This is a genomic window from Enterobacter sp. Bisph1, assembly GCF_000814905.1.
GTDB lineage: Bacteria > Pseudomonadota > Gammaproteobacteria > Enterobacterales > Enterobacteriaceae > Kosakonia.
This window is the reverse complement of record NZ_JXAG01000052.1, coordinates 26,624-42,655: the sequence shown is the minus strand read 5'-3', so window position 1 is coordinate 42,655 and position 16,032 is coordinate 26,624. Positions and strand designations below refer to the sequence as shown.

Annotated in this window: 13 protein-coding genes and 2 tRNA genes; 13 read left to right on the top strand and 2 right to left on the bottom strand. The window is 51.3% G+C overall.

The window, feature by feature from the left end:
- Positions 1-698 precede the first annotated feature (698 nt).
- The 10 genes from RW65_RS19520 to RW65_RS19475 all read left to right on the top strand — a co-directional run bounded on the left by RW65_RS19520 (position 699) and on the right by RW65_RS19475 (position 13,452).
- Positions 699-1,847 (top strand): KPHS_23130 family T6SS system protein, encoded by a 1,149-nt coding sequence (locus tag RW65_RS19520; protein ID WP_039058499.1) that lies wholly within the window; start codon positions 699-701, stop codon positions 1,845-1,847.
- Complete coding sequence (locus RW65_RS19515) at positions 1,831-5,229, top strand: ImcF-related family protein (protein WP_039058498.1); 3,399 nt, start codon at positions 1,831-1,833, stop codon at positions 5,227-5,229. The genes RW65_RS19520 and RW65_RS19515 overlap by 17 nt, the downstream gene beginning before the upstream one ends.
- The gene (gene tssA, locus RW65_RS19510) at positions 5,229-6,815 is read left to right on the top strand and encodes a type VI secretion system protein TssA (RefSeq protein ID WP_039058497.1); all 1,587 of its coding nucleotides are present in this window, start codon (positions 5,229-5,231) and stop codon (positions 6,813-6,815) included. Before RW65_RS19515 ends, tssA begins: the two co-directional genes overlap by 1 nt.
- A gap of 25 nt (positions 6,816-6,840) precedes the next feature.
- On the top strand, positions 6,841-7,560 hold the full coding sequence (locus RW65_RS19505) for a YidX family protein (RefSeq protein WP_039058496.1): 720 nt from the start codon (positions 6,841-6,843) through the stop codon (positions 7,558-7,560).
- A 51-nt stretch (positions 7,561-7,611) separates the two neighbouring features.
- Positions 7,612-9,375, top strand: coding sequence for a type VI secretion system baseplate subunit TssF (gene tssF / locus RW65_RS19500; protein WP_039058495.1), 1,764 nt, complete (start codon positions 7,612-7,614; stop codon positions 9,373-9,375).
- Positions 9,330-10,430: a type VI secretion system baseplate subunit TssG gene (gene tssG, locus RW65_RS19495; protein WP_039058494.1), complete on the top strand. Its 1,101-nt coding sequence runs from the start codon at positions 9,330-9,332 to the stop codon at positions 10,428-10,430. The genes tssF and tssG overlap by 46 nt, the downstream gene beginning before the upstream one ends.
- Complete coding sequence (tssJ, locus tag RW65_RS19490) at positions 10,411-10,947, top strand: type VI secretion system lipoprotein TssJ (RefSeq protein WP_197058914.1); 537 nt, start codon at positions 10,411-10,413, stop codon at positions 10,945-10,947. Before tssG ends, tssJ begins: the two co-directional genes overlap by 20 nt.
- Before the next feature lies 1 nt (position 10,948).
- Positions 10,949-11,392: a type VI secretion system baseplate subunit TssE gene (tssE, locus tag RW65_RS19485; protein WP_039058492.1), complete on the top strand. Its 444-nt coding sequence runs from the start codon at positions 10,949-10,951 to the stop codon at positions 11,390-11,392.
- 34 nt (positions 11,393-11,426) lie between these two features.
- On the top strand, positions 11,427-11,897 hold the full coding sequence (locus RW65_RS19480; RefSeq protein ID WP_039058490.1) for a hypothetical protein: 471 nt from the start codon (positions 11,427-11,429) through the stop codon (positions 11,895-11,897).
- A gap of 190 nt (positions 11,898-12,087) precedes the next feature.
- Positions 12,088-13,452, top strand: a complete 1,365-nt coding sequence (locus RW65_RS19475) for a VasL domain-containing protein (RefSeq protein WP_039058489.1) — start codon at positions 12,088-12,090, stop codon at positions 13,450-13,452.
- Between the two features lie 44 nt (positions 13,453-13,496).
- Here the strand turns inward: RW65_RS19475 and RW65_RS19470 are convergent.
- Together RW65_RS19470 and mtfA are read right to left on the bottom strand one after the other, a co-directional pair.
- Positions 13,497-13,572: transfer RNA gene (locus tag RW65_RS19470), tRNA-Asn, on the bottom strand.
- 99 nt (positions 13,573-13,671) lie between these two features.
- Entirely contained in the window at positions 13,672-14,466 is a 795-nt protein-coding gene (mtfA, locus tag RW65_RS19465; RefSeq protein WP_039058488.1) for a DgsA anti-repressor MtfA, read from the bottom strand.
- Positions 14,467-14,559: 93 nt separating this feature from the next.
- On the opposite strand from mtfA, the gene RW65_RS19460 reads away from it, so the two are divergent.
- From RW65_RS19460 to RW65_RS19450, 3 genes are all read left to right on the top strand, one after another.
- Positions 14,560-14,649, top strand: a tRNA-Ser gene (locus RW65_RS19460).
- 378 nt (positions 14,650-15,027) lie between these two features.
- Entirely contained in the window at positions 15,028-15,294 is a 267-nt protein-coding gene (gene drpB / locus RW65_RS19455; RefSeq protein ID WP_039058487.1) for a cell division protein DrpB, read from the top strand.
- A gap of 27 nt (positions 15,295-15,321) precedes the next feature.
- Entirely contained in the window at positions 15,322-16,020 is a 699-nt protein-coding gene (locus RW65_RS19450; RefSeq protein WP_039058486.1) for a phosphohydrolase, read from the top strand.
- Positions 16,021-16,032: the final 12 nt, after the last annotated feature.

Genomic DNA, 16,032 nt, shown 5'->3' with positions numbered 1-16,032 from the left:
ATGATGGCGGTTTGTATAAATGGACACTTAATCCCTAATCCACCGTTGAATAAATTGCAGTTACCCATCACGGGAAGAGTCTTGCCCGTGTGTAGCGATAGATATGTCGATCGCATTTAATAATGATGCATTATTGAAATGTTATATTCTTTTTTAAAGTCAGAGAATAAACATTATCCTTGTATAATAAAGTAAAGTCGATAGCAAATCCGAAAGTTTTGACCCCTGTAAGTAATAAATTTGCTCATATTAAAATGTTGGCATTAAAAATATTTCCCTGGTTAATAGATCAAGGTAATGCTGGTAGATATATAGAGCTTTCATAAATATATGTCATGTTTAAATCTTACAAACGGTAGGGTAATATTCATAGGTTTTGATAAAGTGATAAGATGAGATTTTTTAATTATTTGCTATTGGTTTCGAAAATTGAATATGGCAAATGTTTTATTTTTTCATTTAACAAAATTATTATGGCAATAAGATAGTTTCTGCCTCGTGTAATTTTATGATTTCCTGGAGAATATTCTTTTGCTAATGGGATTTATAATTACTCATCGAAATAAAGAAAAATAACCATGTTATTTATGGAGTGCACTGCCGCACCTTTAATTGTTTCGTGTTAAATGTCGCTTGCTGGAAATATCTGCGTGGTTGTCAGGTTATTCCATCATCTTCATCAATATAGAAGGTTTATTATGGGCTGGAAAAGAACTCCTGCATTAATAACAGAACTGCCACGCGCTCCGTCCATGATGCTGTGGTTACTAAGCGGCGTATTAGCTGCTGTAGTCAGTGTATTGATTTTCCTCTTCCACGCGTCAGGGTATTTGAAAGAATTTTCCGAATTTAACATCTGGTGGGTTTCACTCACCCCATCCGGGTTCTGGTTTATTTTGTTTTGTTTTCGGGGTTGGCTGTGGGAAAAGAAAGTTAATGAGCATAAGTTTCTCTGTAATGAAGCTGAAAGTGCACAGAAACAATGGGAGGAATGGGCAGAGCGGTACCTTATTATTTCCGCAAGCAGCATTGTGCTGCCGGATGGCGTGACGGCAGAGGCGATCCTGAAATCGTCTGTTGACGCCCTTCCATCCAGATTCGCGCTGACAAGGCAATTGAATCATATTAATGCTCCAGTCTGGTCGGCCTTGGCAAGCCTGCAAACAGCTATATGTCAGTTACCCCATGAACTTCCTGTTCGGGTAACTTTAGTAACAGATATGCCAACCATGGGACAGGCAGAATCTTTTGCCACAGCATGGAAAACCCTGTTCCCACAACGCGAATTTCTCGAAAACATTAGCATAACGCCTGCCTTTTCCATGTCATGGATTGACGAACGTTTGAAGCAACCAGCGCTGACAGTCGATCTTATTCTGGTAATGCAATTATGTGGGAGTGACGCGTACTCGGACGGGCTGGCTGCGCTGTTGCTGACTAGTGACGATGTGGCACAAAAATTCAGCCTGCCACATTCGTCCCGTTTGCTTCGGCCGATGCCGTTGGAAATTAAAAAATTTGACGAAGAATTCAGGCTCTTTCTCGACACCCAGGCTGTCGCCAGTCGTGCCTCGTGTGTACTTTGCGATAGCAGCAGCTGGGATGAAGTTGCGGCTCCTTTGATGATAATCGGTAAAGAATACGACGCCGGATGGGATGCTGCCGGACGTATGGTGCTGGAAAAATGGAGCGGCATTCCTGGACCGGCAGCACCATGGTTGCTGACTGCCCTTGCGGCCGATTTGGTCAGTGTAAATAAGGCCTCCCTTCTGACGTTATTCTCTTCTGGAGAAGAACGCTTTATTAGTACCGTCACATCAGGAAGTGAAGATGAACATATTGGGTAGTCTGTTTGGACGTCTCGGCCGAGTAGGATTTGTGCTTGCCTGCGCGGTGGGACTTTGGTTGTTAATTGCCCGTTATGGTGCGCTTATAGGCGTCGAAACCCGAAGCCAGCAACTTATTTTGTTCGTTATGCTATGTCTGGGGTTGATAATGTTTTGTTATCTTCCGGATATTAAAAAATACGCAATGGAGATGTCGCATCGTCGACAGGCTCGCCGTGAAACGGTTTTGCCCAACGATGAATCACGCCTCGTACAAACGCCAGCCCGTAATGTCACTATCGATGCTATTCGTCAGGATTTGCGTCAACAATACGGCAGGAAATGGACCAGTAAGATACGTATCCTGCTCGCAGTTGGCCATGTAAACGACGTAGAGCAGCTAATTCCGGGGCTTACTTCACATTTGTGGCAAGAGGATCAAGGAACGTTGTTGCTTTGGGGTGGCGATCCGGCACAGCCTGAGGACCATACCTGGCTCAACGCGTTGCACCGTCTTCGCCACCGTCCGGCTGACGGGCTGATTTGGGTGACCAGCGCTCTCGACGGCACTCAGCTCTCGCCGCTCCCTGACGACGCACTTGATACTGTTTCTGAAGCCATTACTGCCCGCTATAAACTCCTTGGCTGGCGGTTACCGCTTTATATCTGGTCTTTACAGCAGAGTGGTAGCGAAGCGGGCCGTATTACCCAGCCGGTAGGATGTTTACTCCCTGCTGGTTGTCGTCCTGAAAATTTGAACACGCAGCTACAGGCGCTGATTCCTGAACTTGTGAGTCAGGGAATACAGCAGGTCTGTGGCGCACCGCAACACCACTTTCTGCTTTCTCTTGCCGAGCGGCTAACACATAGCCTTTCCGACATTACGGGGCCGCTATCTACGTTAATCAATCCGTATCGCCCGTTGCCATTGGCAGGCGTCGTGTTCAGTCCTGTCAATTCCAGCGGTGCTCGCAGCGTGAAACAACACTGGAGAATGAACAACTGCTGGCACGTTCTGCCTGAATCTGTACGGGTTCTGCCAGCAGGTTTGCGTCCTCACAAACCGGGATTAAGCTGCCGTAAAGCGCTGGCAGTGATTGCGGCAACCTCGATGGTGCTATGGGCAGCCGGAATGGTGGTTTCTTTTTTTGGTAACCGCACCCTTATCACCGACGCTCAGGAGCAAGTTCTGAAGATTCAAGCCAGTAAACAGCCGCTTTCTGCCAGGCTGATGGCACTGGCCGAACTGCAGAAAACGCTGTCCCGTTTGCAATACCGCGAGGCGCACGGTGCGCCCTGGTATCTTTATGCCGGGATGAATCAGGATGCGGGCCTGCTGGCTGCGGTATCACCCCGCTACGCAGAAAGTGCACTGCCGCTGTTGCGTGATGCCGCAGCCGTACACCTTCAGCGACAGCTTGAGGCATTCGTCGGACTCCCGCCGGACAGCGCGCAGCGTAGCCAACTGGCGAAAGAGGCTTATGATCAGCTCAAACTCTATTTGATGCTGGTCAATCCACAGCGGATGGAGCCTGAATGGTTCAGCAGTACGCTAATGCAAACGTGGCCACAGCGTAATGTCGTCTCCGCAGGTATCTGGCATGCAAACGGACCGTCGCTGCTGAGCTTTTATGCCACACAATCTATTGCGAACCCGCAGTGGCGGCGGGCCCCAGACAACGGACTCATTAGTCAAAGTCGGACCTTGCTCATTCGACAGATGGGCATGCGAAACAGTGAATCTACTCTTTATCAGAAAATGTTAGCGCAGGTGGCGAACCAATTTGCTGATATGCGTCTGACAGATATGACGGGCGATACCGATGCGGCCCGGTTATTTATGACGGATGAGACGGTACCGGGAATGTTTACCCGCCATGCCTGGGAAGAAGCCGTTCAGTCAGCCATTAATGAGGTGGCAAACGGTCGGCGGGAAGAGTTGGACTGGGTTTTAACAGAGGGTTCGCGATCATCGCAGCAGCAGGACTCACCGGAGGCCATTAAAGAGCGTTTGACAGCCCGCTATTTTGCGGATTTCAGCGGAGCGTGGCTGAATTTCCTCAATAGCCTGCGGCTGCGTAAAGCGCAAACGCTATCCGATGCTATTGACCAATTAACGCTAATGGCCGATGTACGACAGTCACCACTGGTTGCGCTGATGAATACGCTGAACGTGCAGGGACGCACGGGGCAGGTGGGGGGTGCCCTCTCTGATTCTCTGGTCAAGTCAGCGAGGAATTTGCTTGCGCGTGACAAATTACCGGCAATCGATCAAAGCGCTTTGGCGTATGGGCCCCTGGATGCAACCTTCGGTCCGGTGCTGGCGCTGATGGATAACCAGGGCAGCGGCAGTGACTCGTTGACTCTGCAAACTTTTCTTACCCGTGTGACGCAGGTTCGACTTCGTCTGCAACAGGTCACTAACGCGAGCGACCCGCAGGCCATGACACAAACGCTGGCGCAGACCGTATTTCAGGGCAAAGCTGTTGATTTAACCGCCACGCGGGATTATGGCAGCCTGATGGCTGCAGGCCTTGGTCAGGAGTGGAGCGGATTTGGTCAGACGGTTTTTGTCCGTCCGATGGAGCAGGCCTGGCAACAGGTGCTAAATCCGGCGGCTGACAGCCTGAATGCACAATGGCGTGCGGCAGTAGTGGATGACTGGAATACTGCCTTTGCCGGGCGTTATCCTTTTAAAAATGTTAGCAGCGACGCCTCGCTTCCGCTGCTGGCGAAATATCTCAATACCGACGCCGGGCGCATTGCACGTTTCTTACAGACCCGCCTCAACGGTGTGCTGCATCGCGAGGGAAATCGCTGGGTGCCGGACAGCATTAACGCGCAAGGACTGACCTTCAACCCTGCATTCCTGCAGGCCATCAATACTCTAAGCCAGATTGCCGATGTGGTATTTACCAACGGCGAAGCAGGGCTGCATTTTAACCTGCGTCCCGGTACTGCAGAAGGTGTAATGCAAACGAACCTGGTTATCGATAGCCAGAAGCTGGTCTACGTTAATCAGATGCCCGTCTGGAAGCGATTTACATGGCCTGCGGACACTGAGGCTCCCGGAGCCAGTTTAAGTTGGATAAGCACCCAGGCAGGGACGCGTCTTTATGCAGACCTGCCGGGGAGCTGGGGCTTGATCCGTCTTCTTGACTCCGCAAAACGTGAAGCCTATGCGGGAACAGGCAGCAGCTGGAACTTAAGCTGGAAGGCGCAGGATGGGCGGATGCTTAACTACACATTGCGTACCGAAGCCGGTGAAGGGCCATTAGCTCTGTTGAAACTGCGTAATTTTACCCTGCCGAGTACCATCTTTAATGTTAATACAGCTCCGCTGCAGGTGGCTGAAAATATTGAAATTATGGATTCCCTTGATACCACGGAAGAAACTGACTAATGGCGACCATTTACACACTCCTCAGTGCCTGCCAGGCCGAAGCGGAAGAAACGGGAACGCACGCACAGAAGCGTATAGCCTTGTGGAACAACTGGCTTACACCTGTGGCGCCAGAGAGCCCCGCCGGGGAAGATCCCGGCTATGATGACGATTTTCAGCAAATGCGTGAGGAGGTTAATAAACTTTCCGGTGCCAATACCAGCCTGGTTTGCGAACTGGCGGAAAAACTGCTGGTCACTACGGCAAAAGATATTCGTATAGCCACCTACTATGCCTGGGCCAGACTGCACAGAGACGGCGAAAATGGGCTGGCGGATGGCCTGGAGCTGATCGCCGGGTTACTGCAGCGCTTTGGTACGCAGTTGCACCCCCAGCGCGACCGTAGCAGGAAAGCGGCGCTGGAATGGCTGTGCAGTTCACGCATGCTGGACAGCCTGTCCCTGTATCCGGAAGTGGTCAAAGCCGACACTCTACGCGTTGCTGGCGCATTATGGCTTATCGAACAGCTCATGGCCGAAGAGGTTTCCCGCCCGGCGTTGAATGGTCTGTATCAAGCGCTTGAATCCCGGTTAATGAAATCTGGCGGTGTTGATGCCGTTGTGCCGCAAAACGTGGCGGATACCCCGCTTCCCGCTGGCGGATATAGCGCTCCAGTAGTATCTGGTATTTCATCAGGTCAGGATTTACTGACGCAGGCGCGTGTGCTGGCAAAATACTTGCGCGATCGGCCTAACGGCTGGTTATCAGGCCATCATCTGATGAAAAGTATCCGCCATGACACTTTGCACACTCTGCCGCCTTTATCAACGGACGGACGTACCCGTATTGAGCCGCCAAAGCCGGATCAGCGTGCATTACTTAAACGGCTCTATTTGCAGCAAAGCTGGCTGGAATTACTGGAACATAGCGATGATATGTTTACGCGTGGGGCTAACCATTTATGGCTCGACCTACAGTGGTATATTCACCAGGCGCTCTTGAGATCCGGTCAGGATGCGCTTGCCGCCATCATTCAAAACGATCTTTGTGGTTTACTCGCCCGTCTTCCAGGGCTTGAAACACTTGCATTTAACGACGGCACACCCTTTGCCGACGAGGTGACGACTCACTGGATACGCCAGCAGGTCATGGATATCCCTGAGAGTTGGCAGGAGGATGATTTTATAACACCTGTCACTGCTGTTGCAGGTAATGAGATTTTGCTTCTTGAACCGGAAGCGCTGAAGGTCGCAGACAGCGAGGGGGCTGAGGCGGCGCTGTGCTGGCTGCAGGCTCGTCCTGGTATCACCACTGTGCGTCAGAAATGGTTATTGCGTTTAGTTATGTCTCGCGTAGCCGAACAATGCGGCAAAAAAGAGCTTGCAACATATTTGCTTAATGCACTAGGGCGAGAGGCAAATAACATCACTCTGATTCGATGGGAACCAGAGCTGTTATTTGAAGTTCTTGCGCGGCATTTGAAGTTAGTACGTTCAAATGCCGGCCGTAACGAAGCTGATAAGCTTCGTCAAGAACCGTTAATGGAACGTTTGCTTGCCGAATTAATTACCCTCGATCCCGCGCGAGCTGCCGTTCTCTGCAGCTAGTAAAAATTAATTAGAATGGAAAAATATGTTTAAAAAATTCTATCTGTTATCCTTATTGGTATCCTTGACATTAATAAGCGGCTGCACGCAGCTCCTGTGGATGCTTAATAACCCGAATGAGCGTGCGGTTCACACAATAGTTGAAGCGTATACGGATGAAATCCATTCAACATTCGAATATAACAACGTAAAAATGAGTACGCAGTCTTCTACGGGGCAGCAGGAAAAAATTGATTTGCCCTCAAAAGGGATTGGTTTTATTGGCGAAAAAAATATCTATTTTGTCACCCGGAATGGTGATGTCTTACTCTCTTTAAATTCGCTTATGAAAACCATACCTCTTACATCAATCACAAATAATAAGTATTTAGAATTCTACTTAAAATACGATTATGTAGGATTTGGCAATGGTGCGTTCCACCAGTTTGTTAAGATAAAAACGCGGAAGCCCGCATCGTTGCTAACGGCTCAGGAAGAAGCCACCCTGGTCAACTCCGCTTTTACAAAGCAAGAGGGATATTACTTTCGGACAATTGAAGTTGAAGGCATTGTAATAGATAAAAAGCGCTTTGGCGGTGCGATAAACGGTGAGGCTTCACTTGATAATAATTATCGCGTCAGATTTTTGACACAACGAATAGGCAATAATTTTAATGGCGGAAAGCTCGCATTTAACGTGATTATGACACCGGTCACTGTGGTGGGTGATATACTTCTTATTCCTTTGTTTTTGCTCTCTAATTAATTTTCTTTACATCTTTATTAATTATTCACCTAAAGCAGAAATTAAAAAATTATGGATGATTTAACCCTGCGTTATTATGACGCCGAGATGCGCTATTTGCGGGAAGCCGGGCGAGAGTTCGCACAAACACATCCCGATCGGGCAGCATTGCTTGACCTCGACAAAGCGGGTTCCCCCGATCCCTACGTTGAACGCCTGTTCGAAGGATTTGCCTTTTCCATGGGTCGCCTGCGGCAGAAAATCGATGATGATCTGCCGGAGTTAACCGAAAGTCTGGTCAGTATGCTCTGGCCTCATTATCTGCGCACCATCCCGTCTTTATCAGTAGTAGCCCTAACACCGCAGTTGTCGGCAATGAAAATGGCCGAGATTGCGCCCGCCGGGCTGGAAATCAGCTCGCGGCCCGTAGGACCTAAAAATACTGTCTGTCGTTATCGCACTACCCGCGCTATGCCGCTTAATCCAATGGAAGTTGAGCAGGTGATCATGACAACGGAGCCGGATGGTCGCTCGCTTTTACGGATTAGCTTTGCCTGCAGTACCCAGGCGGACTGGTCGCAGGCGGATCTGAAACGCCTGAGCTTGTACCTGGCGGCCGATGCGCCGATCAGTAGCGCTCTGCATCTTATGTTGACCAAACGGCAGGCCTCTATGTATCTGCGTCTGCGCGGGCAACAGGAGCGGATACGCATAGACGGTTGGTTTTCCCCCGGTGGATTTGCCGAAGAAGACCGCCTGTGGCCTAAAGGAGAGAGCGCCTTCAGCGGTTATCAACTGTTGCTGGAGTACTTTACCTTCCGGGAAAAATTTATGTTCGTTCATCTCAACGGGCTTGAGAAAGTGACTCTCCCACCGGGAACGGCAGGCTTTGATATCGAGGTAGTACTGAATCAGCAGTGGCCTTCTGATTTGCCAGTGACGAACGAGGCGCTACGTCTGCACTGCGTTCCGGTAATTAACCTTTTTACTCTGGAAGCCGATCCGCTGACCATCAGTGGGCTGGAGAGCGAATATTTATTGCGCCCTAAACGCCTGCAGGACGGACATACAGAAATTTATTCAGTAGATAGGGTAACGGGTTCGGGCCGTACCGGCAGCGCTGAGTATGTGCCTTTCACGAGTTTTCGGCACCGGGGCGGAATGCTGCGACGGGAAGCGCCGGAACGTTACTACCATACCCGGGTTAAACGCGGCGTAACAGGGATGCATGACACCTGGCTTATCCTTGGCGGTCAGCAATGGGAAACTGAAAGAATGGCTGAACGGGAAACGGTATCGTTACGTATCACTGGCACCAACGGCCAACTTCCCCGCCGGGCGCTCACCAGTACTCTGCTAGATCGCTGTGAACAGACATTACAGACAAGGGTGAGTGTACGTAACCTTTGCAAACCCACTCTTCCGGTCTATCCGCCCGCTGAAGATCGCTTTCACTGGCGAGTGATGAGCCACCTTGGCACCGGCTTTATCAATATTATGAGCAGTGCGGAAGTGCTGCGCGGTACGTTGGCGCTTTACAACTGGCAAGAGGATGAAATGAATCATCGCCGACTCGACGCCATCCTCGCGGTAGATCATCACCGTATACAGCGTTTTGAAAGCGGGTTTTTACTCAGAGGGCTTGATGTGGAAGTGACGATTGATAGTAACGGTTTTACTGGTGAAGGTGACATTCATCTATTTGGCGAGATGCTTAACCGCTTCCTGGCTTTGTATACCGATATGAACCAGTTCAATCAGCTCACGTTAATTGTTCAGCCAGAAGGAAAATGCATCCGGTGGAAAGAGAATCACAGCCCGCGTCTGCCAGGTTGATATCGCAGTATCGCGATCAACTGCCCTACATCAGTTTTTACCGTTTTGGTCAGTTACTTGAACAGAGTCAGCCCGGTGCGCCGGTTATCGGCAGCAGCTGGCAAGTGCGTCAGGAGCCAGTGCGTTTCCGGCCTCATCCCGGAATGGGATTCCCGGCCAGCGAAATCAAAGGCGCAGAAGTAGCGGAGCAGGCGCATTTGCCGCCAACTGTGCGCGTCACCTTCATGGGGCTGTACGGCGTCGAGTCACCGCTGCCAACGCACTATATTGATGACATCGTACAGCAGCGGGAGGGGCATGAAGCGACGACGGATTTTCTTGATATTTTCAATCATCGGCTTATCGCTCAGTTTTACCGCATCTGGCGTAAATACTCATGGCCCAATAATTTCGTCGAAGGGGGAGAGGACAATACTTCTCGCTATTTACTTGGGTTAGTCGGACTCGGTATTCCCGGTTCTGCCAGAAATATAGCCACGCCGGTGTCACGATTCCTTGCGTTATTACCTGTGATGTTCTTGCCGGGGCGCACAGAAGAAGGGATTACTTCGCTGGTTAGCCTACTGGCCCCTGCAACCCACGCTCGCGTCTGGCAGCATGACAAGCGGCGTATTTATCTTAAAACCCCTCTGACCATGAGCGTAAAAAAGCCGGTCAGTCTGAATGGCCGACCGGTAATGGGGAATCATGCTACTGACGTGAATGGTCAGGTGCTGTTGCAGCTTTCAACCTCAGATGCTCTTGAAGCGCAGGGTTGGCTGCCGGGTGGAGAACTACATACTGACTTGCTGGGTTTACTTCACGTCTGGCTCGGCAGTCGTCTGGAGGTTCGTCTGCAACTTTGTGTGGATCGCAACCTTCTGCCGGATGCGCGGCTGAGCTGTAATGCAGCCCCGAATAGCCCACAGCTGGGTCGTACGTCGGTGATGAAATCGCTGGCGGCGAGCCTTCCAGGGCAATGTCGAATGCTCACTATCAATCTGGGCCGTTTTCAGCGCGTTCAGGAAAATATTAAACGAAAGGAGACCGATGAAAATGGTGATTACCGCTGGTAAGGCCCGTTTCGGATTGGCCATCATCGCGCTGGTTTTATCACTTTCAGGCTGTGGTCTGACACAAAAAGTGACAGATGGAACGGTGGCTGTGACAAAGTCCATGTTTTTTAAACAGGTCAAAACGTTGCATCTCGATATTCGTGCGCGCGAAGCCGTTAATAACAACGCCGGAGGCGTGCCGCTGTCTACGGTGATCAGAATTTACCAATTGAAAGATCGAAAGGTGTTTGACAGTACGGATTACCCGTCGCTATTTGCCTACGACAGCCAGGTAATAAAGTCTGATGTGGTAGCGCAGAAAGATATCCGCTTACCGCCTGGCGGTGCCGTAATCGTGGACATGCCCCTGGATGAGGCCGCGCAGTTCGTAGCTGTGGCTGCAATGTTTATTGCGCCGGACCAAACAAATGACACCTGGCGTGTGGTACTTACTCGGGACGACCTCGATCCTGAGACTCCACGCATTATCGAAGCAGGTAATAATCGGTTGACCTTGAAACCGCAGGAGAGCAGGTAAAATGCCGCGCCCCTCTCTGTACGAAATGCTCTACGGCAACGTAGCTGGCGGGCTTGATCTCCACCAGGTAAGCGAAGAAAACCAGCTGATCCTTTCCGTCCTCGACAATATGCAGCGCATCCTCAACTGCCGCGCCGGTACGCTGGCGCATCTTCCTGATTACGGCCTGCCGGATATGTCGCGCATTCTGCAAGGAATGCCCGGTACCGCCCATCAGTTGATTAGCACATTGTCAGCCGTGCTGCTCAAGTACGAGCCGAGATTGAAAAAAATTGATGTCGTACTGCTGGATCAGACAACGCCTGGCGAACTGCGCTACGCCATCGATGCCGAGCTTAAAGGCATTGGCCTCGTGCGCTACGGCACCGACTTTATGCCGGAAGGGCGGGTGTTATTGCGTCATCTTAAGCAGCAGCACTATCTCGACAATAAGGCGCAAATCTAAGTCCTGCCATCAACCACGGAGTTTTGGTTATTTCATGTCAGCAAAATCACAGTTTCTAAAAAAACTTCAAACCCGTCACACCGTTCCGTCTGCGTTTAAAAGCCAGAGCGAGGCCGATGTCGCCGCGTTTCGTTACCAGATGGAACAGCTGCTTGAACAGATGAGCGACTGGGTGGCAGATACCGGGCTGCAGGCGGAAACCGCAAACGCGTCTGTTTCCGATCTGCTGGTCGAGGGCGGTACATTTAGCATTTCGGCGATTTTAGTGCGCCACGAAGAGAGAACAATAAAATTCACTCCGCTATTTTTATACGGCCACGGCGTGACGGGATGCGTGGAAATCACTCTTCACACCAGCGGCAAAGCCCGCCCGCTGGGGCGTTTATTTATGCGAACCGGCAATACAAAAGGGTGGTCGTCTATTTTAGACAGCGATCCTTCCCGGTCGACATGTATTTTCGACGAAGAGACTTTCTTTAACGTTATTGAAAATCTGCTGCCCTGAGCCGTTTTATTTCCCTAATCATCTTGATAAAGCGAAAGCCCTGCGAAATTTATCAGCTGCTTGTTCAGGCGGTGATGCGCAGGGCTTTAATCGGACGCGGCTAAAAATAGCCCCGTGTCTTAACGGCCACGCTTTATCCGCCTCCGGAATCAAACAGTGGGTTAAATAAACCTTTAATGGAAATTTGGTCATGAATGACTTTCCCTCGCGAAATATTAAAACCGGCAGTGACCCACGCGCCCTCGCTGATTACGCGGCGCTGCGTGAAGAAGTGAGTAAACTGTCCCATCCGGCGCGCCCGGATATCAGCTGGCTGCAGGTTGAGAAATACTGTCTTTCGCTATTTGAAATTAACGGCGTCGACCTGCAAACCGCAGGCTGGTACACCCTCGCGCGTACGCATATCGCCGCCGTTCAAGGCATGAACGAAGGCCTGATGCTGGTGAGCGCACTGGTGAGTTATCAGTGGGCCGTGATGTGGCCCCAGCCGGTGGCACAACGTGTCGACATCCTTTCTGGTCTTAACCAGCGCCTGCAAAAAGTTTTTCGTACGCTGACGCTGGCGCGCCAGGATTTGCAGGATCTCTATCAGAGTGAAAAACTGCTTAGCGCACTGAATGACGGTCTGGCTCGCCATGAGCTAAAACAGGTTTGTCAGCTCGATGTGCTTGCCCGACAGATTCAGCAGATGGCCGCCCGTCTTGAAAAATCTGCGCCAGAAGATGCGAACCCATTACCTGTCGCCATCCCGCCGCAGGCGCTGGCTGTGCAACAGCCGTCGCATACTGTTACCGAACACCGACTGGTTTATGTCATTCATCCCGAGCCGCAAATAAATCAAGAGCAGGCCATTGAGCTGCCGACAGTGCATGAAAAGCGCGCAAGGCGCCTACCGTTTGTCGGTGCAATAGCGAGCGCATTTATCATCGGCGCGCTGTCTGCGTGGGGTTGGCAAAGTCTGCCGCACACGGATGATGCCAGCAGCGCATTGGGTCGCTCGCTGGCGGAGCTGCCGGTCGCCTTAACAGAAGATCAACTTGCCTTGATTAAGCGCACCGGGACGTTACCGGAAACCGAGGCGTGGCTAACGCGAGCCGCCATGCAACTGGATAACGTTGCCGAGCTAGCGCCGGACTGGCGGCTGCAATATGGGCAACAGATAATTGCGCAGGCACAGGCCCTGTGGCCGGAAGATGAGCGGGTTCAGCAGCTACAACAGCGCTGGCAGAAGCAGGTTGCGGTGAATATTCTGCCGGAAAAGACCCTCACGGGCTGGCACGAAGGTATGACGCAACTGCAGACGCTGGGCGACAGGCTGAATGAACTTGACCGGCAGAAGGGAAAATACCTCACCGTCAGCGAGCTAAAATCTGCGGTCTTCAACATGATGACCCGCTTTCAGCAGACCCGGCCGACGGAAGATCAGCTGCGGCAGATTCGCCTGCAGCCTGCCGCATCGCCTGAACGCCAGCAACAGATCAGGCAGCTTGAACAGCATCTGCTGGCGCAGATTTACGCGCTGCATCAGATTAAAAGCGGGCAGGAGAATCGCTGAAATCACAAAGCAAAAAGCCTGCTCGTAAGCAGGCTTTTTAAATTTGGCTCCTCTGACTGGACTCGAACCAGTGACATACGGATTAACAGTCCGCCGTTCTACCGACTGAACTACAGAGGAATCGTGTGAACGGGGCGCATACTACTGGCCCCGTAGTGGAGTGTCAATAGTAAAATTAACACACTGATTCAATTGCCTAATTAAAAGACAGGCGGCTATTTAATGTATCTTCCAGCCACCTGTGTCGCTTCCCGTCTGCCCACGCAGCCGGCTTAAGGGATCCTGACAGTAGAAGTGGCAAAATCGCTGCCACAACGCCGGGAAACGGGGTGCAAACAGCTCAGGTGCGCTAAAGAAATACTCGGAGAGCACGGCAAAACACTCCGCCGGATCGGTGGCTGCGTAAGCGTCAATGCTGGCGGCACTTTCACCAACCAGGTCGATCTCATCCTGAATATTATCCATCGCGGCGCGCAAATCATGTTCCCAGCCGGCCACTTCGCGAAGGGGAATGAGCGGAATGCCGCTGGCGCGATCGCCATTGCGCATATCCAGCTTGTGCGCCACTTCATGAATAATCAGGTTAAAGCCAGAGGCGTCAAAAGAGTCCTGAATATCCAGCCAGTTAAGAATTATCGGCCCCTGTTGCCAGCTCTGTCCGGACTGAACGATGCGCTGATTGTGCACTAGCCCAATATCGTCTTCCCACTCGTCATCCACAATAAAGGGAGCCGGGTAGATCAGCACTTCATGAAAACCATCCAGCCACTCAAGGCCGAGTTCCAGTACCGGCAGGCAGAACAGTAGCCCGATGCGCGCGCTTTTCAGCGCATCTAAATCGAATCCCTGCAGCGGGACCAGACGTTTTTGCTGCAAAAAGCGTTCGGCTAAATGAACAAGTTTTACCTGCTCTTCCGACGACAAATTTGCTAACACAGGGGCTTTTAACGCTTCTTCCCACGGGTATTCTGCATCTTCAACAGAATCCCTTGTTTTCCAGGGCCACTTAATCATCGTTTTGCTCGCAAACTCGCCACTTGAACCAATTTAACGGGACAGGGTCTGTTAAAATGCCAAATTACCTGGCATGATGGCAACCATCTGAACGGAGAGATGCCGGAGCGGCTGAACGGACCGGTCTCGAAAACCGGAGTAGGGGCAACTCTACCGGGGGTTCAAATCCCCCTCTCTCCGCCATTATTCAAACAGTTACGCGCTTCGCTTTCAACGACTCCCGTCACAGTTGCTTTTCCACTCCTGCATTTGCCCACTTTATAATCTTCACTTAACATAAGCGATAGAAATCATCCCAGCTTGTAACATTAAATTTTGTCGTTTTCCCGCGCCCCGTAAACCCGCCTTCGAACGACCTCTAACCCTCTGCGTTCCGTTTCCCTATTACGCCGGTGCCGATCGCACCCGGTGGTATTCTCTCGCCCTGCAGGTTGCCGTACGCGTCAGTCAGACTGATATATCTTTCAAACCCGTCACCAACAGATATGATGAAAATCTCGTCACCTCTTTTTTTCTGAGATTTCAATCTCATCATCCCTCAATCAATGTGGAAAAAACGTTATGGAAGATAAAGTGGATCGCAGCCTCGGTGGTAAGCTTGCGCTCTGGGTATTCTGGATCTTTTGCACCTATTCTGTCTGGTCGGTGCTTAATGATATCTGGCCGGTTAGCCAGATGAGCGCGTCCATCGGCTTTAATCCAGGTGTGGGAAAAACCATCACCGGTAGCGGGTTGCATACGCTGTTCGGCATGCTGGTGTTAGCCATTGTCGGTTCGATACTGGGGGCTATTGCCTGGTACACGCGCCCACAGGCACCGGAGGTCTGAAACAGGTAATATTCGACGGGAAGAAGCATGAATGTATTTGAGTGGCAGTACCGTTTTGAACACTGGATTTCACAGCATTTTCACCAGGGCGACGCCGCCCATGATATCTCCCACTTTTCCCGCGTCTGGAAAACGGCGCAACACTTAATGCAGGGCCAGCAGGCTGATGCGCTGGTGGTGCTTACCGCCTGTTACTTCCATGACATTGCCAGCTTTGCCAAAAATCACCCGCAGCGACATCAATCCTCCGTACTGGCGGCAGAGAAAACCGCTGAGATTCTTGCCAGCGCCTTCCCGGATTTTCCCGCCAGTGCAGTGTCCGGCGTCCGTCATGCTATCGAAGCACACAGCTTTAGCGCCGGGATCGCGCCGCAAACGCCAGAAGCGAAGATTGTGCATGATGCCGATCGACTCGAGTCGTTAGGGGCTATTGGTCTGGCGCGCGTCTTTGCCGTCTCCGGTGCGCTGGGCGCGGCCCTGTTTGATGGCGACGATCCTTTTGCTGCCAAACGTGAACTTGATGATAAAGCCTTCGCGCTGGATCATTTCCGCTGCAAGCTGTTGAAGTTACCGGCCACCATGCAGACCGAAAGAGGGCGCCAGCTCGCTGAGCATAACGCCAATTTTATGGTGCAGTTTATGGCGAAGCTCAGCGCTGAATTGCAAGGCGATCATCTACGCCTGGATGAAGAGGTTCTGCACCGTTTTAGCTTTCACGAAGCTTGAGGGAGAAGCGCG

Bases quoted from the DNA above. Each gene is read 5' to 3' on its own strand.
- RW65_RS19505 (WP_039058496.1), top strand. From the start codon at position 6,841: ATGTTTAAAAAATTCTATCTGTTATCCTTATTGGTATCCTTGACATTA.
- tssA (WP_039058497.1), top strand. From the start codon at position 5,229: ATGGCGACCATTTACACACTCCTCAGTGCCTGCCAGGCCGAAGCGGAA.
- RW65_RS19480 (WP_039058490.1), top strand. From the start codon at position 11,427: ATGTCAGCAAAATCACAGTTTCTAAAAAAACTTCAAACCCGTCACACC.
- RW65_RS19515 (WP_039058498.1), top strand. From the start codon at position 1,831: ATGAACATATTGGGTAGTCTGTTTGGACGTCTCGGCCGAGTAGGATTT.
- RW65_RS19520 (WP_039058499.1), top strand. From the start codon at position 699: ATGGGCTGGAAAAGAACTCCTGCATTAATAACAGAACTGCCACGCGCT.
- tssJ (WP_197058914.1), top strand. From the start codon at position 10,411: ATGGTGATTACCGCTGGTAAGGCCCGTTTCGGATTGGCCATCATCGCG.
- tssG (WP_039058494.1), top strand. From the start codon at position 9,330: ATGCATCCGGTGGAAAGAGAATCACAGCCCGCGTCTGCCAGGTTGATA.
- tssE (WP_039058492.1), top strand. From the start codon at position 10,949: ATGCCGCGCCCCTCTCTGTACGAAATGCTCTACGGCAACGTAGCTGGC.
- RW65_RS19475 (WP_039058489.1), top strand. From the start codon at position 12,088: ATGAATGACTTTCCCTCGCGAAATATTAAAACCGGCAGTGACCCACGC.
- tssF (WP_039058495.1), top strand. From the start codon at position 7,612: ATGGATGATTTAACCCTGCGTTATTATGACGCCGAGATGCGCTATTTG.
- drpB (WP_039058487.1), top strand. From the start codon at position 15,028: ATGGAAGATAAAGTGGATCGCAGCCTCGGTGGTAAGCTTGCGCTCTGG.
- mtfA (WP_039058488.1), bottom strand. From the start codon at position 14,466: ATGATTAAGTGGCCCTGGAAAACAAGGGATTCTGTTGAAGATGCAGAA.
- RW65_RS19450 (WP_039058486.1), top strand. From the start codon at position 15,322: ATGAATGTATTTGAGTGGCAGTACCGTTTTGAACACTGGATTTCACAG.